The 25,412-nt window shown below is 47.1% G+C and carries 18 protein-coding genes; 12 read left to right on the plus strand and 6 right to left on the minus strand.

The window, feature by feature from the left end:
- Positions 1–22: 22 nt before the first annotated feature.
- From ADN00_RS16420 to ADN00_RS16435, 4 genes are all read right to left on the minus strand, one after another.
- The gene (locus ADN00_RS16420; RefSeq protein WP_075064095.1) at positions 23–958 is read right to left on the minus strand and encodes a hypothetical protein; all 936 of its coding nucleotides are present in this window, start codon (positions 956–958) and stop codon (positions 23–25) included.
- Between the two features lie 32 nt (positions 959–990).
- Entirely contained in the window at positions 991–1,194 is a 204-nt protein-coding gene (locus ADN00_RS16425) for a hypothetical protein (protein WP_075064096.1), read from the minus strand.
- A 270-nt stretch (positions 1,195–1,464) separates the two neighbouring features.
- On the minus strand, positions 1,465–2,091 hold the full coding sequence (locus ADN00_RS16430; protein WP_075064097.1) for a hypothetical protein: 627 nt from the start codon (positions 2,089–2,091) through the stop codon (positions 1,465–1,467).
- Positions 2,088–2,639: a flavodoxin domain-containing protein gene (locus ADN00_RS16435; RefSeq protein ID WP_075064180.1), complete on the minus strand. Its 552-nt coding sequence runs from the start codon at positions 2,637–2,639 to the stop codon at positions 2,088–2,090. Before ADN00_RS16435 ends, ADN00_RS16430 begins: the two co-directional genes overlap by 4 nt.
- 226 nt (positions 2,640–2,865) lie before the next feature.
- Between ADN00_RS16435 and ADN00_RS16440 the strand changes: the two genes are divergently transcribed.
- From ADN00_RS16440 to ADN00_RS16460, 5 genes are all read left to right on the plus strand, one after another.
- Complete coding sequence (locus ADN00_RS16440) at positions 2,866–5,541, plus strand: LuxR C-terminal-related transcriptional regulator (protein ID WP_160317552.1); 2,676 nt, start codon at positions 2,866–2,868, stop codon at positions 5,539–5,541.
- 58 nt (positions 5,542–5,599) lie between these two features.
- Positions 5,600–6,046 (plus strand): hypothetical protein, encoded by a 447-nt coding sequence (locus tag ADN00_RS16445; RefSeq protein WP_152966398.1) that lies wholly within the window; start codon positions 5,600–5,602, stop codon positions 6,044–6,046.
- A 3-nt stretch (positions 6,047–6,049) separates the two neighbouring features.
- Positions 6,050–7,660, plus strand: coding sequence for a protein kinase domain-containing protein (locus ADN00_RS16450; RefSeq protein WP_075064100.1), 1,611 nt, complete (start codon positions 6,050–6,052; stop codon positions 7,658–7,660).
- A gap of 479 nt (positions 7,661–8,139) precedes the next feature.
- Complete coding sequence (locus tag ADN00_RS16455; RefSeq protein ID WP_152966399.1) at positions 8,140–8,724, plus strand: hypothetical protein; 585 nt, start codon at positions 8,140–8,142, stop codon at positions 8,722–8,724.
- 86 nt (positions 8,725–8,810) lie between these two features.
- A complete protein-coding gene (locus ADN00_RS16460; RefSeq protein ID WP_075064102.1) occupies positions 8,811–10,808 on the plus strand; it encodes a substrate-binding domain-containing protein in 1,998 nt (665 codons plus the stop codon).
- 127 nt (positions 10,809–10,935) lie between these two features.
- Here ADN00_RS16460 and ADN00_RS16465 read toward each other — a convergent pair whose 3' ends face one another.
- Positions 10,936–13,719, minus strand: coding sequence for a glycoside hydrolase family 3 C-terminal domain-containing protein (locus ADN00_RS16465; RefSeq protein WP_075064103.1), 2,784 nt, complete (start codon positions 13,717–13,719; stop codon positions 10,936–10,938).
- A 158-nt stretch (positions 13,720–13,877) separates the two neighbouring features.
- A complete protein-coding gene (locus tag ADN00_RS16470; protein WP_075064104.1) occupies positions 13,878–15,641 on the minus strand; it encodes an ABC transporter ATP-binding protein in 1,764 nt (587 codons plus the stop codon).
- 412 nt (positions 15,642–16,053) lie between these two features.
- Here ADN00_RS16470 and ADN00_RS16475 point away from each other — a divergent pair, with 412 nt between their 5' ends.
- The 7 genes from ADN00_RS16475 (at position 16,054) to ADN00_RS16505 (ending at position 25,388) form a co-directional block, all read left to right on the plus strand.
- Positions 16,054–19,617 (plus strand): substrate-binding domain-containing protein, encoded by a 3,564-nt coding sequence (locus ADN00_RS16475; protein WP_082390285.1) that lies wholly within the window; start codon positions 16,054–16,056, stop codon positions 19,615–19,617.
- 294 nt (positions 19,618–19,911) lie between these two features.
- Entirely contained in the window at positions 19,912–20,118 is a 207-nt protein-coding gene (locus ADN00_RS16480; RefSeq protein WP_075064105.1) for a LacI family DNA-binding transcriptional regulator, read from the plus strand.
- A 218-nt stretch (positions 20,119–20,336) separates the two neighbouring features.
- Complete coding sequence (locus ADN00_RS16485) at positions 20,337–21,698, plus strand: ABC transporter substrate-binding protein (protein ID WP_075064106.1); 1,362 nt, start codon at positions 20,337–20,339, stop codon at positions 21,696–21,698.
- 80 nt (positions 21,699–21,778) lie between these two features.
- Complete coding sequence (locus ADN00_RS16490) at positions 21,779–22,705, plus strand: carbohydrate ABC transporter permease (RefSeq protein WP_075064107.1); 927 nt, start codon at positions 21,779–21,781, stop codon at positions 22,703–22,705.
- On the plus strand, positions 22,702–23,550 hold the full coding sequence (locus tag ADN00_RS16495) for a carbohydrate ABC transporter permease (protein WP_082390291.1): 849 nt from the start codon (positions 22,702–22,704) through the stop codon (positions 23,548–23,550). The genes ADN00_RS16490 and ADN00_RS16495 overlap by 4 nt, the downstream gene beginning before the upstream one ends.
- Before the next feature lie 157 nt (positions 23,551–23,707).
- Positions 23,708–24,565, plus strand: a complete 858-nt coding sequence (locus ADN00_RS16500; protein ID WP_082390294.1) for a glycoside hydrolase family 16 protein — start codon at positions 23,708–23,710, stop codon at positions 24,563–24,565.
- Between the two features lie 19 nt (positions 24,566–24,584).
- Positions 24,585–25,388: a glycoside hydrolase family 16 protein gene (locus ADN00_RS16505; protein ID WP_075064109.1), complete on the plus strand. Its 804-nt coding sequence runs from the start codon at positions 24,585–24,587 to the stop codon at positions 25,386–25,388.
- The last annotated feature ends 24 nt before the right edge of the window (positions 25,389–25,412 follow it).

Genomic DNA, 25,412 nt, shown 5'->3' on the forward strand with positions numbered 1-25,412 from the left:
CTTCAACTGGTGGTTATGCTCATCAGTTGAGTGAAACCAACAAATAAGCAACCAGGCCAATTCCAATAAAGAAAAGCGGCATTCCAATGACCAAAAAAGCAATTACATAGGGTAGAGCTTTACTCATGCGCTGCCGCGATTGGCGGGTTCCATCCACCTGTGGCTGGAGAACTTTCTGCGGAGCGGGTTGGTTTTCTGCGGCATGGGCAAGGTTGGTTAGCGAATCCAGCCAAATTTGCAGGGCGGATGGATCGATCAGGCTGCTGGCAATTTTATGCGACCGGTGCAGGTACAGCATCACTTCGCCCGGTTGAATTTCCAGGCGGCGGATGACGGCCCACTCTGCCCCCGCGCGCATCAGGGTCTGTATGCTCCCAACCACGCCAGGGTCGTTCAGAAAATTCAGCGTCCAGGTTTCTTCTTCCGGGTAAATTGCGAAGGATTCAAGGCCAGAATCAGTGGTTGTCAGAGGTGACTTTCCGAAGGCATCGGCCGCGCTGGTTGAGATGGACTCTTTTGGATTGATCAGCACGCGCGTTTGAGCGGAACTTTGCAGCCGCACTTCCACGGTTGGGCCGCGGTAAATATAAATATCCACGCTGCGGTCCTGGTGGTTTCCCTGGTAATGGCGCCCATACAGCATGTACGCTTTGCCGGTAAAGCCCAGCGGGTTGAATATCGCATCCATTGTGCGCGCGCGGCGCAGGATGGTCATCACCGCGATTGCAACTGGCACGCCAATCAGCCCGGCCAGCAAGAGCAAGCCGATAACCAGCAGCCAGATGGGCATGGAGGAACTGCCGCCGCCCGCGGCAGAAGAGTCCAGGCCGGGTAGAACCACGGTGAATAAAACCAGCAAACAGCAGCCCATTGTTGGAACCCCCACCAGCAGGGTAAGGCATCCGATCAACAATCGGCGTTTACTTTCACCCACCACAGTACCAAAAATCTCTTTCATCTTTATCCCCTAGAAATACCCGCGTGATCAGGTTAACCGGTTTCTTTCGCGTTTTCTGCGCTGCCTTCCGCATCTTCTTTTTCCAGATTTCTCAAGTAATCCAAACAGTCTTTAACCGACTGAAAATACACGGTTTCATGGGTGGAGGGCACCTCAAGCGACGCGTGCCAGGCGGGCGGTTCGCCGGCGGAGGCTTTCCATATTCTGATCATGAAGGAAAAGTACGAGGAAGTCATGGGACTCCTCTTTCATTTGAGAATGAATTCGATTGCTTAATGGTAATTGTAGAAACTCGCCGTCATAAAATCGTCAAAAAAAGCATCTCCTGAGTTCTTTTTTCGGGAGATGCTGAGTATTGGAGTTATTTGTCTCTGATACTGGGTGCCGCAATCACCACCAGGCCATCAACGCGGCTGCGCCGCCGATTTCGTATAGGCGTCTATGGACTGCGCCTGCGGCTAAGGGTTCAGTTGCCGTTTGAATTGGTATGCACTCCCGTTTGTTCATTAAAAACTTTGGGACAATTCGATGCGGTCATGTTCAATGCTGCTCAGGTAGGATAGGAAGAGAAGACTAAAGGCAGCAGCGATAATGATTATGATCACGCCGGCATGATCAACCCCAAAGGCATGGCCCAGCACGACCACATCGGGAAGGACCGCCAGCCAGGCCGCGCAGCAGGCAGCAAAGATGCACGGCCACCTGTTGGCGAGAAGTCTGTTGAATCCCGTGATTGTCCTGCTTAGGCGAACTGCGGCAGGAATACGGGTTGCGGCTGCTCCAATCAAAAAGCCAAGCAGGGGAGGGAAGATGCCTCCGCCAAATAACAACATGGGAATGGCCAGCAGCATCAGCACCCATCCGCCGCGCTGGCGGTGCGCGCCAAAAATGGACCATGCGGCAAACACCAGGGAAAAGAAAACCGCTAGAAGGCCGGTGTAAAGCAAGTTTGGCAGAACGGTTAGCGCCGGTTCACCGCTCAGGTTTTGAAACAACGCGGAATCCGGCCAGGATTGAATCATGATTCCATCCGGTGCTTGATTGCCCTGCAAGATTTCTCCGATGCCGTGTTCAATGCCCGCCAAACCCATCCAGGCGCCCATCACAGAGACCCATAAGCGCGTGGCTTTCATGCTTCCCTCCTCGCGTGTGCGACGGGTGATTCAGTTTGCGTGGCGAAGAGAGACGGCAAACTGTGCGCCCAATCGCGGATCGCGTTCCAATCGCGCAAATCGCTTGGCTCTGACTGTTTAAGCGCGGGAATTAGGTTATAAGGAAAGCGCAGCAAGTCTGGGTCAAACCTTCCGCCTACCAGCAGCAGGCTGGACGGCGTTAGCCAGGGAAATTTAGCCAGTTCCGCAGTCATTTGCCGTTGAACTTCCTGCCGATCTTCCTCGGTGTTGGATACATACAGGCCGCCGGCAAAGAGGGCAACCGGCATAGCGCGCAACGCCTTTTGATGGCGGGACAGAAAACGCAGCGCGTCCTTGTGCAGGTGAAACATGTAGAGCGGCGTTCCCAAAACGACCGCGCTGAATGCGTTCAGATTTTTGACCATTCGGCAGGGTTGAATTTCAGCGGCATAGCTCTGCTGCTGCAATTCTGTCAACACAAACTCGGCAATCTCCTGCGAGGAACCACTCATCGTGGCATACGTTACAAGAATTTTGTTTTCTTTCATTTCAAATCCTTTATATTTGAAGCAATTAATCATCTGAAGGCATCTTATCGCGGACACGGTTTTTCTGCATCTATCGGAAGTTAGATTCCAGGTTATAAAGTTTAAGAAGGGTAGGTGTAGAATTAATAAGTCCATGAAACCCTCAAAAAACTCTCTCATATTCACCAAACTGCAGGTTCCGGCCCGCCGCGCCAGGCTTGTTCAACGCGCGTGCCTGGTGCAAAAGATGGCTGTTGAACCCGGAATTGACCTGTTGCTGGTCTGCGCGCCGGCGGGGTATGGAAAAACCACCTTGCTGATCGAGTGGGCTCACCAGCTTGAGGCGGCGGGTGTGGCTGTCGCCTGGTACGCACTGGATGAGAGCGATAATTCTCCAGTAACCTTTGGCACGTATCTGGTCGCGAGCCTTGAGCGGATTCTGGAGCCAACACTTGGCCTGGAAACCATCAGCCAGATGCTGCGCTCCTCCCCGGAAATTGATTTGCTCCAGCTGCTCCCGGCAGTGATCAACGCGCTGTTTTCAAGCGGGCGCAGCATGGTTCTGGTGCTGGATGATTACCACCTGATTTCATCTCCACAAATCCACGAGGCCATTGAGTTTCTCGTAACCCACCTACCCGAGCATGTTCACATTGCGATTGGCAGCCGAATGAATCCGCCGCTGCCGCTGGCCCGCTGGCGCGCGAAAGGAAAGCTGATTGAAATACGCGCGGCAGACCTGCGCTTCAGTGAAGAGGAAACGGGCCAATTCCTGCAAAAAACAATGGGCGTTGATCTGCCCGGTGACCTTGCGAAACAGCTCGCGGTGAAAGTAGAAGGATGGGCAGCCGGTTTGCAGCTGGCGGCGCTGTCTTTGTCCAACCGGTCTGATCCGCATGCTCTGATTTCTTCCTTCACTGGCAGGCAAAAGCACCTGGCTGATTACTTGTTGGATGAAGTAGCGAACCAACTACCTGAGGAAGCGCAGTCTTTTCTTTTGTATACTTCGATTCTGGAACGCATGTCTGCCCCCTTATGTGATGCCGTTCTGGAAGTGGATGGCAGCGCGCGGTGGTTGAGGGAACTGGAAGAAAACAATCTGTTTGTTGCCGCCCTGGATGAAGAGGGAATCTGGTACCGCTATCACCATCTGTTTCGCGATTTTTTGCAAACCTGGCTGAATCGCACGCAACCGGACCGCGCCAGCGCTTTGCACCGCGCGGCCAGTGATTGGTTTTCTCGTCACGGTTTGCTGCGAGAGGCGGCTCACCACGCTTTCCAATCCGGCGATGAAGTCTTTGCGGCCAATTTTGTGGAACAGCACAGCTTTAGCTTGATCATCCAGAGCGAGATTGCAACGATCTACGATTGGTGCTCCCGATTTCCAGAAGTCTTCATGCAAACCCGACCCAAGCTGTGCATTCTACAGAGTATGGCGCTGGCCTATCAGTTTCGGGCGAGAAACCGTGCCCGGGTTGAAGCAAGATTGCGGCAGGCGGAAGAGGGAGCGGCGGCTATTGAGGATGCAGAGCAGTCGCTTGAAGTGGACCAGTTGGCGGCTGTGGTGCGTACCTTTCTGTCCATGATCCCTGATCCGGGTGTCGATGTGCGAGAGCTGCTCAACCTCGCGAAAACCCATCTGGCAAATCATCCGCCGGATGATGCGGCGTGCTTTCCCTGGCTGCTCATTTCCGGTTATGCTTTGTTGGCACTGCATCAGGTGGAGGAAGCGGAAAAAGTCTTCAATACGGCCTTGCCCTTCGCCACGCGCCTGGGGTTGTTTTTTGGCGCAGTGGAAATTAGCTTTCACCTTGCCCGGCTTGCTTACAGCCAAGGGAAACTGGCCGATTCCTTAAGCATTAGTCGTGAGGGACTGGCCAACCTGGCTGCTGCCCTGAATCAATCGCCAGTGGATTTGCCCGCGCTCGGCTGCCTGGATGTGGCCATTGGCAGCATTCTTCTGGAACAGGACCGCCTGGAAGAGGCTGAGCGGTCTTTAACGCAGGGCATGGATCGAATGGGTTGGGGGATGAACCCGTATTACTTGATGACGGGTTGTTTGGCGCGGTTTCGCCTCTATTCGGCTCAAAGGCGGTTGAACGCGGCTAACACCTGCCTGGATCAATTGGAAATGATGTGGCCAGATATTCAATTCTTGACCGAAGGGTTAAGGATTCAGGCGGAACTGCGCATTCAGCCATCGCAGGCGGCGGTGGAAAGGGCTTGCGCCTGGCTGCAATGGCATCCTTCCTCTTCAGGCGATCATCTTCATCTGGCTGGCCTGGGCCCAATTGGCTCGGCGGAGGTGATTTATCAGGCTAACCTTGTTTGGGTGTGGTTGAATATCGCCACGGGAAATATTAATGCGGTCTGGCCATATCTGAAAAGGCAAACAGAGATTGAAGAAGAATACCAAATAACAGGAAGGGTGATTGAGCTGACCTTGCTGGAAGCTCAGGCTTACCAAAAGAAGGGAGAGCAGGCATTGGCGCTGGCTTCATTGGAGAAGGCGCTGCGGCTGGCGGGCAGAGAGGGATACATCCGCGTGTTTGACCAGAGCGAACTTTTGGATGATCTCATCCACATGGCAGCACAGAAAGGATTACAGCCGGAGAAAGTTGATCCAATTCTCGCAGCGATTCGCTCCGCAAAACGGTTGGGAATCAAAACGGAGGTGGAATCGCTTCCCTGCGAAGATGGTCAACGCCAACCCTTACAAGACCTGCCGGAACCGCTCAGTGAGCGCGAGCTGGAGGTGTTGCGCCTGATGGCTGAGGGAGCGACCAATCAGGGGATTGCTTCACGGCTTGTCATCACCATTGGTACCGTGAAAAGTCATATCAACCACATTCTGTCCAAGTTGAATGCCGCTAACCGGACAGAAGCGGTGGCCAAAGCGCGTGATCTGGGGCTTTTGGGGTAGTGAGAGGAACATTATTAAAACAGACGACTGAACCACAAGAAAGATTTTGGACCAGGGCATGGCAGACAAAAAGAACAAAGAAATCAGAACCAGCGTTTTGCTCAGAAAACTGTTCAACGCTCCGGATTTGGAGACATTTATCGAAGTGAATGCCACAGAGTTGGACGTTCCACCTTTCTACGTTTATCTATCAGACCTGTGTAAAGCAGCGGGGCAGGTGCCTGAGCAAGTCATCAGGCAGGCAGCCATCGAACGCACGTATGGGCACCAGCTTTTTAATGGAACGCGCAAACCATCCAGAGATAAGGTCATTCAACTGGCCTTTGGATTGGGTTTGAATTTGGAAGACACGCAGAAACTCTTGCAGATCGCCCAAAAAAGTCTTTTGTATCCCAAAATAAAACGTGATGCCGCGATTCTCTATTGTTTGAATCATCATAAGGATGTCTTGGAAACACAAAGCGTCCTTCAATCGCTTGGTTTGAGCCTGCTGGGTGGTGAATAAAGCATGACCGAAGCCTTCATTGCCAATTTTCTAACAGAATTTGACGACAGCCGGTTCCCAGAAGCATTTCTGCAAAGGTATGAAGCATTGGAGTGCCTTTCGGAGAGTGCGCTTGGCGAGACTCTCTTGGTCAAAGATCGCCCGTCCGGAGAACTCTATGTGGCAAAGTGCTACTCTGATCAAACTCTGTTTTCACACCCCGTTGAAAACGAGTTATTAAAAAAATTGGATCATGAGGGACTGCCGCGCTTAGTGGGAGAATATGAGAATCACGGTATGCGCTGCGTGGTGCGGACCTTTGCGCGTGGAATGACGCTGGACGAATTTGTCAAAGTGAACCGGCTGACGCTCCAACAAGCTGTTGATATAACCGTACAGCTCTGCGATATTCTGAGTTATTTGCATGGGCAAATGCCGCCTATCATTCACAGGGATATTAAACCGCAAAATATTGTCATCGATGATCAAGGAAAGATCACGCTGATCGATTTCGGTATTTCCCGCGCGTACAAAGAAGATTTACGAGAAGACACTCTTTGTTTCGGCACGCGGTATTTCGCCGCGCCTGAACAATATGGCTTTTCACAAACCGATCGCCGCGCCGATATTTTTTCGTTGGGCGTCTTGCTTTGTTGGCTGTTAACGGGCAATGTGGACGCTCAACAAGCCGGCAAGACTATTCCAAATGCGCGGCTTGCCGGTGTCATTGCAAAATGCACAGCCTTTGCTCCGAAAGACCGCTATCAAAGCACGGCGCAGGTTAAAGATGCATTGACCGGCCGCGCACTGCGCCGCAAAGGATTGATTTTTTTCAGCGTGGCTCTCTTTCTGATTCTGGCGGTTTTTTCTTTGGGAAAATCAATTACATTCCCAGTCCTGGGGTCTGTTGGGGGGCTCACATTCAAGGAGCCACTGATTGAAGAGGCGGTTCGGATGACGTTGGGGAAAAGTGCAGCCGATGAAATATCTGAACAAGACCTGTTATTCGTCACTGAACTTTTTGTTTTCGGAGACCAACCGGCCAAAGACGAGGAAGCATTCAAAGTATCCGCCGACCATTTTGTGAATAATGACGGGACGGTTTTGAGAGGGAGCATTCAATCGTTGGATGACCTGACCAGGTTGAGAAATCTGCGCCGGGTTTCGCTGGTCTATCAAAACATCACCGACCTGACACCTTTGGCGCAGCTTCCCTATTTGGAATGGGTGGAATTGCACCATAACCCGCTTGAAGATGTTTCCCCGCTTTCACAAGTGCCGTCATTGGTGAATTTGGGGCTTTTTGATACACAAGTTTCAAGTCTGACGGCGCTGAGCAGCTGCCCGCATTTGTCCGTTGTGGATGTGGGATTCACGCATGTCACATCTACGGCTGCCTTAGATGGCCTGGATGCGCTGCAAAAAATAGCCATTCGTAAGGCACCGCTCCAGTCCCTTGCGCACATTGAGACTCATCCGATGCTGGAGGAAATCTATCTGTCAGAGACGCAGCTGCTGGATCTTTCGCCACTTCTCCAACTGCCTCGCTTGCAAGTGGTAGAAGTGAGTGAAAACATGCGTTCCGCTGCTGAGATGGTGGAAGAACAAGCCCCATTCGAAATCGTTTTCCGCTGACTTCGAATATAAATTTAACATTAAAAATCCGGTTTGTGTGCAGCCTGCACACCTTTACTCAACCCCAGTTCGTTAAAATCCTCATATCACCAATAAATGACCATTATGGTTTGAATCCTGGAGAAATGATCACCCAAGCCGGGACGCATTGCATGAAATGCGGGCGCCAACCACCGCTGGGAAACCTGGTTCTGTATGGTGATGGCATTGATCACCGCTGTTTTAGTTGTCGTCGATACGTTGTGGATGGGGGGGCGAACTTGCGCTGGGGATCGTAGGGATGCTGTTTGGGAGATTGGGCGGAAAAGGTGCAATTTTGCTTCTACGAACGAATATGAAAGGAGTGATGGTTGTTTTGCTTTCGTTCATTGTTGCTGTTTGTGGTTAATGGTGAAGAAAGCAGAAACTGAACCGTGCTTGTTTTGCTGCTGGCATGATTTTCGCACTTCAAAACCTTGCGATCGAAAAAGAGTAGATTAATGAAAGTCTGTGAGATGAAAAATTTTTTGGAGAAGGCACAGCTTTACGCTATTATTTTGGGAGTGATCGGATTCATCATGGGGATCGTGAATATCGTTAAAGGGAGAACAGAATTCATCCTTCCCAGCTTTGCGCTCTTTGGAGTGGGCGCTCTTGCGGTGGTGATCCCAACCGCAATTTCCAAATTCTCCGATCAGAATGCCAACCGAAACCCACACTCGCAACACCCAGTCATCGCCAATATCCCTGCTGAAAAGCCGATCACGGTGTTAGGTATGGTTGTGCTTCTGGAACGTCCGCTGCGGTTTGCGAATGATGAGGAAGCCTTAATCAAATCGATCTTTGATCAGCAACGTCTGGAATTGAAGCGAGCGATTGCGCCTTCAGCCCAGGTGAAAATGATTGTGGCCGGCTCCAGCCTGGATGATGATGCTTATATTTATGGAATCTGCCGGAGCACGTTTGATAGCCTGGATTCTTATGCGGACAATGATGAGTTTTTAAGCCGCGTTGCAACCGGATCGTTTGTTGCCAGTGACGGAAACAGGGGAAAGCATTTTGCTTTTTTGAATCGACGCATTTAGCTAGAAGTGTTTGTCTGTTTTCAACCATTATCCAATGATCATCAGGAGTAAGGTCTCCATCATTGCAATCCAGTGAAAGGTGCATCATGAAGCGAATCCCACTTTCAAATTTCTTGCTTTTGGTGGCATTATCTTTGTTGTTCAGCAGCTGCAGCCCGGCGGCATCCTCAGAGACGCCGGAAGTGGCTGAACAACCAGCTGATGCTGTTCAACCTACCCTGGCACAACCCGTTGAAACTGCAACGCTTGAGCCTTCGCCGACCCCGGTCCCTACTGAGACCCCCCCAATTCCCTGTGCGATCGCCTTTGATACGGACCGCGATGGCAACCGCGAAGTCTACATCATGGGGCCAGATGGCAAAGATCCGATTAACCTGACCAACAATGGGGGGGATGATACGAATGCGGCATGGTCTCCGGATGCAACTCAGATCGCTTTTGTGTCTAATCGCGAGAATGGCAGGGAAGGCGGTCAGTTTATCTATGTGATGGATGCCGATGGCAACAATGTACGCCAACTCTCGCATGAAAATGAAAGCAACTGGCCGGATTGGTCCAACGACGGCAGCCGCATCACCTACACCCATCAGGGGGATATTTATGTCATCAATGCGGATGGCAGCGGGCAATCCATCAACCTGACCAACAGTCCAGATCAGCAAGATGAGCGATCCGTATGGTCGCCAGACAGCAAGTGGATCGCCTGGTTATCGGGCGGTGATAATCAATGGAACATTTTCGTGATGGACGCTGACGGTGGCAATGTACGGCAGCTATCCGATGACGGCAAAGTCACGGATGTTTCGTGGACAGTGGACGGGCAGTTGTTTCTTAATTGGGATAATCGGGAGGCAGGCTGCTTCAATTGTGTAATGGATGCCGATGGGTCCAATATTAAAGACGCTGGCGGCAAGGGCACGATCCAGGAGTACCTGCCTTTCTGGACTGAGGATGGAAATCGGGTTGAATGTGTGAGCGCGAATTTCAATACGCCGGACAATGAAATTTACCTGGTGGGCGAGATTTTTCCGGATATCTTTTTCAACCTCACGAACAACCCTGCGGATGACCGTAATCCTGATTGGCCAGCCAACTGCGGGCCAACTTCAGCCGCGGCGGTCAGCAGTACGGCACCCGCGCAAGAAGAGGTGAAAACTACTTCCCAGGGAATGGTCATTGGTTACACCGGCGATCAGAATTCAATGCCTCAGCATCAAGTCGATGAACTGAAACGCGCTTGTGAGGAGTTGCAAATTCAATGCGTGCAAGGGGATAGCATACCGGGGTTGGTTGAACAGGGCGTCAGCGCCATGTTGGTCTTTTCCAATCGCTGGCATGTCATGGCGGCTTTTCCGGAAATCTACGATGCGGCCGAAGCGAAGAAAATTCCTGTTTTTGTTTTGAATGCGGAGACAGATGTTGCTGGCGCGTATAACTTATCTGTTGAGTACGATGCAACCCGCACCAGCCTGACGTGGATGTTCAAAGAAATGGGGGGAGAAGGGGAATTCGCTTACTTCAATGTTGGCAATAATGATTTTTACCAATCCATCATTGATGAAGTATTAAAAGTATTTCCTGGGATTATCGCAAACAGTATGCCGGCTGATTATGAAAGTAACCGAATAACCGAACAAAAAATCACCGAGCTTGCCAGGTCGAACCCAAACCTTGAAGCAATTTGGAGCACTGACCAAATCAATGATCTTTTCTGGGGATTGAAAAACGGCCAGGTTGAAGCGCCTCCTGCGATTCTCTGCGATCCCAGACAAGACATGTTCCAGTTCTGGAAAGACTGGACGAAGGAAAGTACCTTCCGCTGCATTTCTACGGTCAGGCCGGGCGGCACGGCTTATGAAGGCGTTTATGCTGCCTATTACCTCCTGAGCGGCGAAAAAATTGACCCGGCCGCCCTGGGCGGGAGAGCTGGGAACACCTTCCGTTACGATTATCCGGTGATTACCAATGATAATCTGGATGGATGGCTGGAAAAAAGCGCCACATTGCAAAAAGGCGAGTGGGATACTTTGACACTGCCGCCCATGACGCCTGAAGAGATCAAGGAAAAATGGTTTCTTGAGTAAGTAGATTGTAGAAAAATAGATATCTGGGGGGAAGAACGCAGAAACGGTCGAGAACGGCCGTTTCTGCCTGTTTATGGACTGAGAAATAGCGTTGGATATCGTATGTTGTTTTTTGTGGATGATGAAACTATTCAATTCTGGAAAATTCTATCCAATCAATTTGCATGCCTGGCTTAACAAAATCAAGGACAAGTTCATAAAAACCTTTTTCAAGCTCAATTTTTACCAATTTTTGTTGGATCCATTTTCCATCGGTTCCGTGGGTTTGGATGGAGGTTACGAATTGGTTGTTCAAAGACACATTACATGTGGTTTGTGCCAGGTTTGAAGCGGCCGACATAATTCTTACAATGACGCGATAAACACCCGCTTCAGGCACATTGAAAACCGTCGTCGTTTCATGCGCGGGTTTGATTTTTGGATTGAGAAGAATATCTTGGGCATGTTGTGCAGAGGAGTTTTGATGGGCGGTGAATTTGTGGATTGGTTGCTTAAATTCCTTCTTCTGGAAGAATGCAGTTGTATGCATTAAAAAGTCGCAAATATTCATTGCGCAGCGTTGAAGTTCGCTTCGCTCTAAAGATCCATTCTCCAAAGATTCAATGGTGTTGTCATTGGCGGAATTGATTTCAGCCCCGTAATTATTCACCACCATATACAAATCGTTTTGAGACCTGATCATATAGTTTGTGAATCTTGTGTCAGCAGGCCCACCGTGAATGGGGTCGTTCATTTTAGCCCACCAATCAGTCATCACAATTCCCTTAAATCCCCATTCCTTCCTCAAGAGGGTGGTATTCAAGTCGTAGTTTGAGGCAGCCCAATGCCCGTTGATGGGATTATAGGCAGACATAACTGCTTTAGCCCCACCTTCTTTAACAGCGATTTCAAAGCCCTTTAAGTAGATTTCTCGTAAAGCTCGTTCAGATACGATGGCGTCCACAAAAAAGCGAGATGTTTCCTGATTATTACAGGCGAAGTGCTTAAGAGTAGCAATGGCGCCGCCTTTCGAAATACCTCGTGTTGTGGCTGCGGCAAAGCAACCGGTGATGAAAGGGTCTTCCGAATAATATTCGAAGTTGCGTCCATTCAAAGGACTGCGTTTTATATTCATCCCTGGCCCCAGCAATACATCAATGTGGTTGCTTTTTAGCTCCTTGCCTTCCAGCGTATAAAGGTCTTCGATTAATTCAACATTCCAAGTTGCCGCGATCAAAGTGCCAATGGGTAATTGGGTTGCGTGTAATCCGCTTTCCATACGGATGCCAGAAGGACCGTCGGCGGCGCAGGCAACTGGAATTCCATATCCAGACAAGCTGTCGCTAACACCGCCAAAAGCAGATGCGGTTCCCGGGGTTACCAGCGGACTGCTCATTCCTTCGCCTCTAACGATGGTAGCAAGCTCCTCATCAGTCAATTGCGCTATAAAAGTGTCCAGGCTGATCTTTTCTTCGTGCACATCTTTAAGCGTATATCCCTGATTTCCAGTTTGTTGTATTTCTTTGGGAATATTTGCAAGAATGCGATCTGCTACATTGAATTTTCTTTGAGGCACATCTTCATAGGCAACTTCATAAGTACCGTCTTCTTTTTGAATACCGGGTTTGATCCTTGAAAAATTTTGAACCGGAGCCAAAGCCTGGCTTAGTTTTTCAACAACAATCAGGTGATCGACTTGGAAACTGGATTTGCCTTCAATATCAACTCTAATCGCGTTTCTAACACTGTCTCCAACATAAAAAATGTAATCCCCTTCTTCCAAAACATAAGCTGATGGATGGCCTGTTACGCCGCTATCATCATAAGAAGCCAGTCGACTGATTGGAAAACTCAGCTCAAGCGTTTGCGATTCACCGGGCTGCAACGTGTTCGTCTTGCCAAATGCAACCAAAACTTTATGGGGTTTCCCCAATTTACCTTGTGGGGCTTTGCAATATACCTGAATTACTTCCTTTCCGCCATAGTTGGTCCCCTTATTCTTGACGATTACTTCCACACTGAAAAACGGGCTGCCGTTATTCATTCCGATTTGAATTTCCTGGGGCTGAATAGAAAACTCAGTATAGGAGAGGCCAAAGCCAAATTCAAACTGAACCTTGTTCGGGCAGAAGGTCTCAAAATAGCGGTACCCAATGTAAATATCTTCCTGGTAAAAATTTCTTGACTCATGGCCATAATTGCTTGTGGATGGGTAATCAGCGATGGAATACGCAATCGTATCCGGCAATTTCCCGCTTGGAGTGATATCTCCTGCCAAAACATCGGCAGCAGCATTTCCACCCTCCATCCCTCCATGCCAGACATACATCACGCTTTTAATGCTGTGTTTCAGGTTTTCATCATTCATCCAGCTCATATCAATGATATTCGACACATTCAGAACAACTGCCACTTGATCGAAATACTTGCATACGAGTTGGAGCATTGAAAATTCTTCTTCGGTGAGCCGAATACTCCCAGGCACATCCGAATTATCCTTGTCTTCTCCTGCTGTTCGTCCAATGACGACGATGGCTTTGTCTGAATTTTTTCGGGCGTCGGAAACGATGATGTCGGATAAGGGCATTTCTTTTTGATGCCAGGGTTCAGCCGCCCAGCCACCTCCTCCGTTGTCGAAGGGGTTCAACTTTATCCATTCCATGTATATGGTGGCTAAATCTTCATTGATGCGGATTTTTTTTCTTCTAAATCCATCCAATAAGTTGGTGGAATATTCAACATTGACAGCTCCCCCCGACCCCGTTCCGCTTCGGTAATAATTGATCTGAGACCTGCCAAATATCGAAACTCGTTCACCGCTTCGAATGGGGAGATTATTTGCCTCGTTTTTTAATAGAATGGCGCCTTCAGCGGCTACCTTTCTAGAAAACTCGGCAAATCCTTTCAATGGAACACCAATTTTTTGGGCCATTCTTTTCTCTTTCTCTAAATTCGCACCGGATGAAGGTGTCGAATGGTATTGGCAAGGGGCTCTATTTATGTCAATAAGGCTTTCATTGAAAGCCAGTTCCTGATCATGATCATCGTCGCGATCATGCGGTAAGAAGACCAAGTTTTGCAACAAGCCCGCTAAATACTTGTGGCATTCCCGGATTGCAATCTGAAATAAACCCCTTTTTTCGCCATCAATTCTTTATGATTGCCAATTTCCACAATATTTCCTTGATCCAGAACCACAATCCGATCAGCATTTTGGATGGTCGAAAGTCGATGAGCCACAATGAAGGTTGTTCGATCTTTCATTAACCTGCTCAACGATTCCTGAATCAATTTTTCAGATTCTATGTCAAGTGCTGAAGTGGCTTCATCCAGGATTAAGACTTTGGGGTTGCGAATCAGCGCGCGTGCTATTGATAAACGTTGCTTTTCTCCACCGGAGAGTTTTGCCCCATGCTCACCAATCGGGGTATCAATGCCTTCTGGCAGCTGTTGAACAAACTCCCACGCGTTGGCATCCCGGAGGGCAGTCTCTACATCTTTTTCACTTATCGCGCCAATCCCGTAACAGATATTTTCTCGAATAGTATCTTCAAAGAGGATTGATTCTTGTGGAACCACGGATATAAATCTTCGATAAGTACGCAGATCTATCTCATTCATGTCGTGACCATCGATCAGGATTCGACCATTGTCTGGGCGAATAAATCCAATGATCAGGTTAATGATTGTTGACTTTCCCGCTCCCGAATGACCAACCAGGGCAATACTTTCTCCTGCGTTGACGGATAGTGAAAAATTCCGGATGGCTGGAAATCGAGCCTCAGGATAGATGAAATTGATGCGGTCAAAGATGAAATCTCCATTGACCTTTTCGATTTTTAATTTTCCATCATTTTTTTCCAGTTCTTCGGATTGCAAAATCTCTTCGATGGATTGGATTGATTCAAACCCCTTACTAATATTGGGGATCAAGTTCACAAGACTCATTACAGCGTTGGTTAGGCTGGTAAAGTATCCGGTTAGCATGACTACATCGCCAGCAGTAATAGGAATAATCTTGTAGTAAGAGAGCGCTACGGCTGAGATCAGACAGATAACATTGAAGATATTATATATGACCCAAGAAAGTGACCCAAAAATTGCGTTCGTGTTATCCAACTCCAAGCCGGCAACTTTTACCTTTGCTAAAGTCGACTCCATGAATTCCAATTCATTCGTTTCCAGTCCATGAGCGCGTGTGATTGGCAGAAGATGCGTCATTTCATTTACGCGGGCAGACATTTTCTCAATTTCCTTGCGAAATCGTGAATTGTGTGCAAAAAGACGCTTTCGCATCGATGAAATCAAGGCAGCTGAAATGGGAACCATGATTAAAAAGAATGGCAGAAACTTGGGTACCCGAATCGCTGTAATCACAACTGCGCCCAGCAGGTTGAATATTGCGCTTAAGCCGCCGTCAAACATCTGGCGTACCATCTCCACAATGGATTCCACATCACGGACCACTTTATTTTGCAAAATCCCCGCACTTGCACGGGTGTAGAACCCCATCGACAACTTTTGAAACTGATTTGAGAGAGCGAAACGCAACCGGGTTTCCATTCGTCGAAGCGCTATGCTCAGTTGCTTCATATAGGCTACATGCATTGGAATGTTTTGCGCCAGCAGCAACGCCAGAATTACCGCATTCCACCACAATTCAGAGATGCGCTGGTGAGTAACCACTAAATCGATCACATTTGCAGTAAGCAGTGGCATCAACCAAACAGGGCTGTGCTTGATAAAGAAAATCCCAATCGCAGCCAAAATATGCCAACGATCTTTTTCAAATAAAGACCAGAGCGAATAAAATTCCGTTTTCTTTTTATCCGATATTCTTTTCGGAATAGACATAGTTGATACTGGCTTTCTATGTGAAATGGTCGATCCCATGACGATCTTGAAATCTCGACTGGCAGAAATTGCGTGAGAGCAGTGTTTCTCTTCGAGCGGCTATTTAGATGTCTGCCAGAAGGCAGGTCTTTTCGGACCTATCTGGAAAAACCAGGTGGTTATGGAATGCTAGTGATCTACCTTGGCCATGAACCCGTAGAATATTAAACCACATCTTCTGTTGCTGGCAAATCCTTATCTTCTTGCCCTATTTCGTCCACGTTCTTCTCCTTGGCAGGTATATCAGGCTGGTGTGATTGGCCTGATGGATTGATGAAGGCAAATAGCCCGGAAATAATTCTTACATAAATATGTCATAATATATTGATATAAGAAAGAACACGCAAGTTGTGCCCATTCGAATGAATAGATCATGTCCACTATGAAAACCCTGATTCGCAATAAACCAACTATTGGAGTGTTGGCCGGCTGGCAATTTTACCGCACGGCGACCAATTTAAGTTATCTTGCCCCTGTATTTCGAGGAATTATCAGGGCGTCTCAGGATTTTGGATGCAACCTGTTATTAGGTTGTGGAATGGGCCCTTCAGCCAGCCCCACCGACCCGATCCGTCCAGCCTGGTCGGAGAAAACGAATGAATCCGATTTTGTTCCGATTGGACCTTGGAATACGGACGGTATGATTATTGCCAATCCTTTACAATCTGAATCTCGTTCTCGTTACATAAGAAATGTAATCGATCAAGGCCATCCAATTGTTTTTGTTGGGTCTGGGGAATTGGGACCAACGATTGTCGCGGATAACCAGGGTGGAATCAAAACAGCGATGAGTCATTTAGTCGCTCACAGCCATCAACGAATTGCGTTTATTGCTGGAACTCGCGAGGATTCGAAAGGAGATAGCGGAGAAAGACTTCGCGCGTATCAAAGCGCAATTCGATCTTTTCAGCTGAACTTGGATCCTAAGTTAATCACCTATGGCAGGCACACCTTTAATGGTGGTTACACTGCGATGAAGGAATTGTTAAGTAAAAAAATTGACTTCAGTGCGGTTTTAGCCAGTAACGATGAGTCCGCGCTGGGAGCCATCAAGGCGATGAATGAAGCAGGCATAAGGGTTCCAGATGATGTGGCGGTGATTGGATTTGATAATCGCTTTGAGGGTGCGGTTCACTCCCCAAGCCTGAGTAGTATTCACGTGCCCCTATTTGAAATTGGATACAAATCAGTAGAGGTGATGGTTAATTACCTGACCAGGCAGGAAGAATTGCCAGAGCTTGTAACCATGAATACCAAACTAATTACCCGCGATTCTTGTGGGTGTGGCGCACTGCGAAGTGCTATTTTGAATAGGGAAAATTTGACTGCCAGCCAATTAACGGAAGCCATTTCCACGATTGTTTTGGATCAGTCGCACAGCCTCACAAAAAAAGAAAGCGATTCATTATGCGCGCAGTTGGTGAGTACTTTTACCAATGCGATCACCAGTAATGAAAAGGGAGAGTTTGAGGAGAAGCTAAGCGAAATTCTTCAACATACCATCGATAAAAATGAAGCCTCCAATATCTGGCAAGACGCCTTGACCTTATTGGAGAATAATCAATGGGGAGAGACTGTATCAAGAGAGAGATTACAAGAAGTTCTCAATCATGCCCGACTGCTGATTGGAAGAGTAACCGCCAATCAACACAATCAATATTTATTAAATGAAAGGTGGATTTCCAGCCGTCTTAGCCTCTTATCTGCCAAACTGCAGACTTCACTTGATGAAGATCAAATATACCAGACCTTAAATAATTATCTTTCAGACCTTGAATTGGACCTTGCGCGGCTCTCTCTGTTTGAGCCGGCTGATGAGTTGAGTCACCAAAGCTGCATGATGCGGGATTTGCTCAATATTGATGCTGAACCAATTTCTTTTAACTGCCAGAATTTTCCACCTGCTGATTGTTTTCCACAAGATAAACCATTCTTCTTGACGCTTATTCCAGTCATGGATCCCAAAAAACAATTAGGGTTCATGGTATTTGGTACGGATTATTTGGAGATTTTTGGATTCATTGTTCAGCAGGTTGGGGGTGCGCTGAATACTGCCAGTTTGTACCGGCAGGCAACCGAAGGTCGTCGATTGGCAGAGGAAGCCAACCGAATTAAAAATCGATTTCTTTCGACAATAAGCCACGACCTAAGGACACCCATTAACTTGATTCTCGGGTTGACTGATGTCCTTCTTGAAGAAAATGATTGGGGGCAATCTGCTCTACCAATTTCTGTGCAAATGGATATTGAACGAATCAATGCTTACGCACAACATCTGGGCGGAATGATTGGTGATGTATTAGACCTGGCAACGAATAGTGCTGGTCAATTACGGCTCCAAATGGGATTGGTAAATCTTGGAGAAGCCTTACAAATGGTCGCCGAAAGTGGGCTGCAATTAGCCACTGATAAGGGATTAGGATGGAAAGCGGTGGTTCCCAAGAACGGCCCCTGGGTGAGAGGCGATATTACCCGCCTACGGCAAGTGGTCTTGAATCTGGTGAATAATGCGATTAAGTTCACAACCAAAGGTGAGGTCGCTTTGATTGTTGAAGTGGATGATGAAAATGTACGGGTTTCTATCAAGGATACCGGCTTGGGTATTCCCGTGGATGAGCAAGAAACCATATTTAATGAATTCCATAGATCAGAACGCAGCATTTTGCAAGGTTTTTCTGGATTAGGGTTAGGCTTATCCATTTGTAAAACATTGGTTGAAATGCAAAATGGCACCATAGGGGTGGATTCATCTGGTGTTGAAGGTGAAGGGTCAACCTTTTTTTTCACATTGCCGGTTGTCGATCATATTGACGAGCAACAGCCAACTTTGAATGAATCATGGGAACAAGAAAAAACGTTCCTGATCGTCCATTCAGGGGGTGAAAATCATGAGCGGTTGCGAAATTTATTGAAAGACTATGGGGTTAAAGTAGCCGCAATCGGTATAGATCAATTTGAGGATTGGCGAAAGCGATTTTCCGATTCATTTCCTGATGCCATCGTTTTGGATATGAGTTCTCATACTGAAAAGGGTTGGAGAATCTTAAGAAATCTGAAAACAAATAAGGTAACCCGAAATGTCCCCATTATGCTTTATACCCACTCACAAGATGGGGAAACCCTGATTAACTTAGATTACCTCACCAAACCCATTGAGCTTGATGAGCTCAATATCACCATTGACCAGTATCTATTGACTGAAGACGCCATCGATTCTAAGCGCACATTTCTGATTGTGGATGATGACATAAATACTTTGGAAATGAATGCGCGAATCATTCAATCGCAATATGAAAATAATAGGCTTTTTAAAGCCAATAATGGGGAAGAAGCTTTAAAGATTCTAGGTAAAGAAAAAATTGATCTTGTGTTGTTGGATTTAAATATGCCTGTTATGGATGGATTTGCGGTGCTTGAATCTATGCGAGTGAACCCAAAAATGCGCGAGATACCCGTCATTATTTTAACAGGCAGGGAATTATCCATTGAGGAAATGAACTGCCTTAACCAGGGTGTTGCAACTGTATTGAAAAAGGGAATATTCAGTATGGAGGAGACACTATCGCATGTTAACGCTGCATTGGAGCGAAAACGCCGGCTAAGCACTAACGCGCAGAAACTTGTCCGGCAGGCAATGGTTTTCATTCAAGACCATTATACCGATCCAATCTCCAGGGCGGATGTGGCCAAGCATGTCAATATAGCGGAAGATTATTTAACGTATTGCTTTCGACAAGAATTGGGCACCACTCCCATTAAATATCTACAGCGATTTCGAATTAATCAGGCGAAGAACTTATTAAAGAATAGTGATAAATCGATTACGGAAATTGCGGTTGAAACAGGGTTTTCGGATAGTGGTTATTTTAGCCGGTTATTCCATCGAGAAACCGGAATGTCTCCGGAGGCATTCAAACTTTCTTTAATGAACATCTAAAGCAAATCCGTCACAATTCATATAATTGATCCTCATCCTTCGCGAAAATTGGTTTGCTCCAATCAGCAATAGTGCGAAGGATTTCTTTTTAACCCACAACGAATACGACTGGTTTGTCAAAAGAAAAACCCAAAAAAAGGTTTGCAACTGAGAATGAAAGTTTGTGCATTAACAAATTTTTAAGAATTTCTATGAATTGTCCATCTGAATAACTCTTTTATCCATGACCCCTTATGGAGAAATTTCTAAAATGAAAATGATCATTATTTCTTGGGATGATTTCCTGGAAAAAATATGTCCATCACATTAAAGAAGATCGCGAAATTGGCTGGGTATTCACTTACCACCGCGTCACGGGTTGCAAATGGGGACCCTAATGTTAGTGAGGAGGCGCGTGAACGGATTTTATCGGTGATGAGGGAAAATGGTTATAAGCCCAACATGGCAGCGCGTTCTTTGGCTCTCCAAAAAGGAAAAAGAGAAGATCGAAATTGTGGTTAAGGGATATAAACCAATGAGCCCCCACAATAACTTCATGTAAAGAATTGGAAGCGCTTTCATACAGACAGAATGGCTTCAATATTTCGCGTAGTCATTATTCTTGTGAATTGTGATGATTTGACTATTCAGGAGGTGAGCATTAGAAAAGTGTAAATTTACGCAATGGTGTGATTGCTGTCCATCTGTTAAACCGATCAAGAAATTGAGGAGGATTTCTAATGATGCCTAAGAAGTTGAATTTCGTCTTGGTTATTTTTGTTGCCGTGGCAATGATCTTGACTGCCTGCGCTCCATCTGCTCCCGCTGCTCCAGCCGCTTCTGAGAATCAACCGGCTGAAGCTGGCCAACCCGCGCAGCCTGCAGAAAAAGTGACCTTGCGCGTCCTGGTTCACCAAAATCCGCCGATGGTTGAATTCATGGAAAATTTCAATGCGCAGTTCACGGAAAAATATCCCAACATCACTGTGGATATGTCTGTGGTGAACGCGAATGATCTGGCCACCGTAACTCAAACTCGTCTGACCGCCAATGACGTCGATGTGATCGATATTTTCGGTTTCGCCAATGGTGTTCAGCCCTACATGAAGAACGTTGATAAACCAAACTGGCAGCAGTTAATTGAAGCGGGTCTTTTGTTGGATATCTCTGATCAGCCGTTCCTCAAGAACTACGACGAATCGGCCAATATGGATGCAGGCTCTTTCGACGGCAAGGTTTACGCGATCAATCTTGGCCGCGTATCTTACAGTGGTATCTATTACAACAAAGACTTATTTGCCGCGAACAATGTGACTGTTCCCACCACTTGGTCTGAGCTGGTAACTGCCTGTGAAACCTTCAAAGCCGCTGGGATTCCCTGCATGACTGCTGGTGGTAAAGATGGCTGGCCGATCTTCGTTGGCGCTTATGGTTTGATTGGTTCCATTTATCCTGACCAGGCTGCCTTGGTGGAAGGATTGTGGAACGGCTCCATCAAATGGAATGACGAGAAATCCATGGTCATGTGGGAGCGCATGAAAGTATACGCTCAGGAAATGATGGAAGAAGGCGCGAGTGGTATCGCTGGTGATGCCGCCCCCGGTCGTTTCGCTTCGGGCGCCGTTGCCATGTTCTCTGGTGGAACCTGGTATGCTTCCGCTATCGAAGCCGCTGAACCGGCTTTTGAATGGGGTTATATTCCCTTCCCCGGCAGCGACAATCCTGAAGACAATAAGTACCTGTTTGGTAAATATGATCAAGGCTGGGCGGTTGCGGCCAATACGCCTAACAAAGACGCTTCTCTCCTGTATTTGACCGAATTCTCTGATCCGGCGAATTATCAGGCGTTCGTTGATGCAGTCGGTTTCATCCCGACCCAACCGACCGCCACTCTGAATACCCAGATTGGCCAAGAAGTAGCTCCTTATCTGCAAAACTTCAAAGTTGGGTACGAACAATACTGGGTGAACGTAAAGGGCGCTGGCCAGTTCGCGAATCCGTGGGCTTCTTACTTTGTGCCTTTCGGTACATATGATGACGCGAAAGAACTCGCGGATAAAGTGCAAGCTGACCTGCAATCTGGTCTCGATGCAGCGAAATAGTTGATATGGTGTTGTTGGCTTCCCGCCTTCCCGGCGGGAAGCCAATTCTGATTTCAGTCAATGATGGGAGGGATGAGAGAATGAACTATCATTTTGGGCGTGGAAGGTCCAGGATTCTACCTTATCTGCTTCTTTTGCCGGGGTTGTTGTTTTATTTTGTGATCGCTCTCGGACCATCTCTAGCTACGACGGTTTTTTCTTTCACCGATGCAACCGGCATTAAAGGCTCCAAGGTTAATTGGGTGGGATTGGACAACTATAAAGAGTTCCTCTTTATGGGGCAAGCATCCATTGATAATCTGGAAGCAGTGGGCAGAACCTTGATTTTTTGTCTATTAGTGACATCCATTCAATTTTCATTGGGTTTGTTGGTCGCGATCATTCTCAATCAGAAGATTAAAGGCAGAATCATTTTTAGAACGATCTACTTCATGCCAGTCATCCTTGGCGCGGTGATCCAGGGGTTGATCTGGTCTCTGTTCCTCTTCCCATTGGGCGGACCCATGGCTAAATTCATTGGATTATTTGGTTTACGTTCAGAATTTCTGGGGGGGCCGCCAGAGGTTGCCTTTGGTTGGGTTACGGCTATCCAGATTTGGGCCAATATGGGCACCACAATGATCATTTTCCTTGCTGGTCTTCAAACAATTCCTGCGGAGATGTATGAAGCAGCCGAAATCGATGGCGCCAGTCCCTGGCAGGTTTTTACAAATGTTACCTGGCCATTGCTCACGCCGAGCGTTAACACAAATCTCACCTTAAATATCATTGGTAGCCTACAGGCCTGGCAGCTGTTCCTGATTTTGATCGGATACCGAAATAAGACACAAGTTCTTGGCTATCTAATTTATGCTGTGGGCTTTGGTCAAACATCCGGATCGGTTACTGCAAGTTTTCGGCAGGGATATGCTGCTGCGGCTTCGATCGTGTTGTTTGTGATCGTCCTTGTTTTGGGTATGAGTGCTAACTATTTCCTGCAGCGCAGAGAAACGAGGATACTGGGATGAGTACATTAACCGGTGTTAAAAGAATGGAAAGAAAGCCAATCAAGTGGGGAAAAATATTATCCTACATCGTATTATTCATCTTTGCGGTGATTTATATTGGCCCTCTCTTCTTTCTGGTGAATACTTCCTTAAAAACAATGCCTGAGTTCATGAAGAATGCAACGGCATTGACATCGCAGCTGAATTTTGAGAATTTTGCAGAGGCCTGGGAAAAAGCCAATTTCCCGCAGTATTTGCTGAACTCACTGATTTACACCGTTTCCGCAACATCCATTTATATTCTCACCGCGATTTTTGTTGCCTTTCCCATTGCGCGGGGGTATGTAAAGCATTCAGGATTAATCCTTACACTTTACGTGATCGCGTTGTTTCTCCCACCCGCATTGATCCCTCAATTTCAATTAATTCTGAATTTGGGGCTTTACAACAATCCCGTGGGGTATATCATGCTGTTTTTGGTGAACCCTATTGGAATCGTAATTCTGGTGAATTACGTGAAAACAATCCCAAAGGAATTGGATGAAGCTGCAGCACTGGATGGTTGTGGGTATTTCCAGTTTGTGACTCAGATAGTTCTGCCATTGATCCAACCGGCCATCGCGACCGTGATCGTGCTGCATGCGATTGGTATCTGGAATGAGATTATCGCGCCAACAATTTACCTGACCAACAAAGATTATTACCCCATTACAAGAGGGCTGATTAACTTTCAGGGAGTCTATGGAAGTAATTGGCCTACCCTTGCAGCCGCGGTACTCATGCTGACATTTCCGATGCTTATCCTTTTCCTTTTCCTCCAACGTTACATCATTTCAGGCCTGACTTCAGGCGCAGTAAAAGGGTAAGAAGACTGCATCATACCTCCTTTACTGGTCTGGCCGAGACTGGAAAGGCCAGTAAAGGAGTTCACGAATATTCCATAAAGGCGGATTCAGAGTTGATTTGAAACCGGTGGTTGGTCATCGCGTTTTGAAGATTTCTGGCTGTCTATTGAGGTTGCTGATGGGTAAGAATTATTTAATCCGGCGCTCTTTTTTAATTTTCTTGTTCTCACTCAATTTTGGATTACTCTCCGGTTGTCAGCTGGCAGATGGAAGGCAAGCTATTGCAGTTGATACCACTCCAATCATCCCACCAGAGGGATGGGAGCTTGTTTGGCATGACGAATTTGACGACCCTGCCATTAACCCAGAGAACTGGACATTTGACCTTGGCGGTGGCGGCTGGGGAAATGGGGAAATGCAAATCTACACAAACAAATCCGATAACGCCCGGGTTGAGGATGGAAATCTGGTGATTGAGGCTCGAAAAGAGCCAAATGAAAATGGGGGATTTTCATTTACTTCTGCCCGCTTGAAAACTCAAGGTCTCCAAACCTTCCAATATGGACGGATAGAAGCGCGGATTAAAGTGCCGGCTGGAGCCGGTTTTTGGCCTGCTTTCTGGATGCTCGGTTCCAATTTCCCTGAAGTGGGCTGGCCTGATTGTGGGGAAATTGACATTATGGAATATGTTGGAAAGGATCCAACGAATATCTTGGGCACGATGCACGGTCCGGGATATTCTGGCGCTTTAGGTTTAAGTGGTTGGAAGCGCCAAACAGAAAACATTGCTGATGATTTCCATGTTTATGCAATTGAATGGGACACTGATGAAATCAAATGGTTTTTTGATGGCGAACAATACAGTGCTTATACACGCGAAGATGTTGGCAATCGTGAATGGGTTTTTGACCAGCCTTTCTTTATGATCCTCAACCTGGCAGTGGGAGGGACTCTGGGAGGATTGGTTTCTCCGGAAACAGTATTCCCGTCTCAAGTGTTGGTTGATTATGTTCGTGTTTACCAGGTATCCAATTAATCAATGGAGTCTTTCATCAATGACAGAGAATTTTATTGCTTATGATAAAGTCGTTTTTTTTGATGATTTTATCGGTAACGAACTGGACCGAACCAAATGGAATGTAGAAATAACAGGAGAAATCTATAACAAGGAACAACAAGCCTATATCGATTCTGAAAAAACGATTTATTTTTTGCCCGAATATGAATCATCACAGGGTGTCTTGGTCATTCATCCTCGATATCATAAGGGATTTGAGACAACGCAAAAACAGAAATTGGATTTTCTGTCTGGACGGATTAATACCCGGTCAAAATTTGAATTTCAAGAAGGGTGTGTATCAGCTCGGATCAAGGTTCCTCGCGGTGAAGGATTATGGCCGGCATTCTGGGCTTTGGGTTCCTCTGGTAAATGGCCTGGCTGTGGTGAGATCGACATTATGGAGTATGTTGGTGAATCGGATTGGACCTGCGCCTCAGTTCACGGACCAGGTTATTCTGGCGAAGCGGGACTGACCAATCGAAAATTCATGCCAGCTGAAAATGATGCAACCCATTGGCATGTGTATTCGATGATTTTTACTAAGGACCTGATTTTATTTGAAATTGATGGGGAAACAATTTACCGGGTTACTCGGCCAATGGTTGAGTTTTTTGGAGAATGGGTTTTTGATAACCAGAAATTCCTAATCCTCAATTTTGCCCTTGGCGGTGTTTTTCCCTACAAAACCAACGGGATTAATTCACCCTACTATGGAATCCCTCAAGCAACGGTTGAAGCCATTCAGCGAGATGAGATTAAGTTGTTGGTCGATTGGGTCAAAGTAACGATAACCAAGTAAGAATTACTTTATGGGAGTTCAACT

This window comes from Ornatilinea apprima (assembly GCF_001306115.1).
GTDB lineage: Bacteria > Chloroflexota > Anaerolineae > Anaerolineales > Anaerolineaceae > Ornatilinea > Ornatilinea apprima.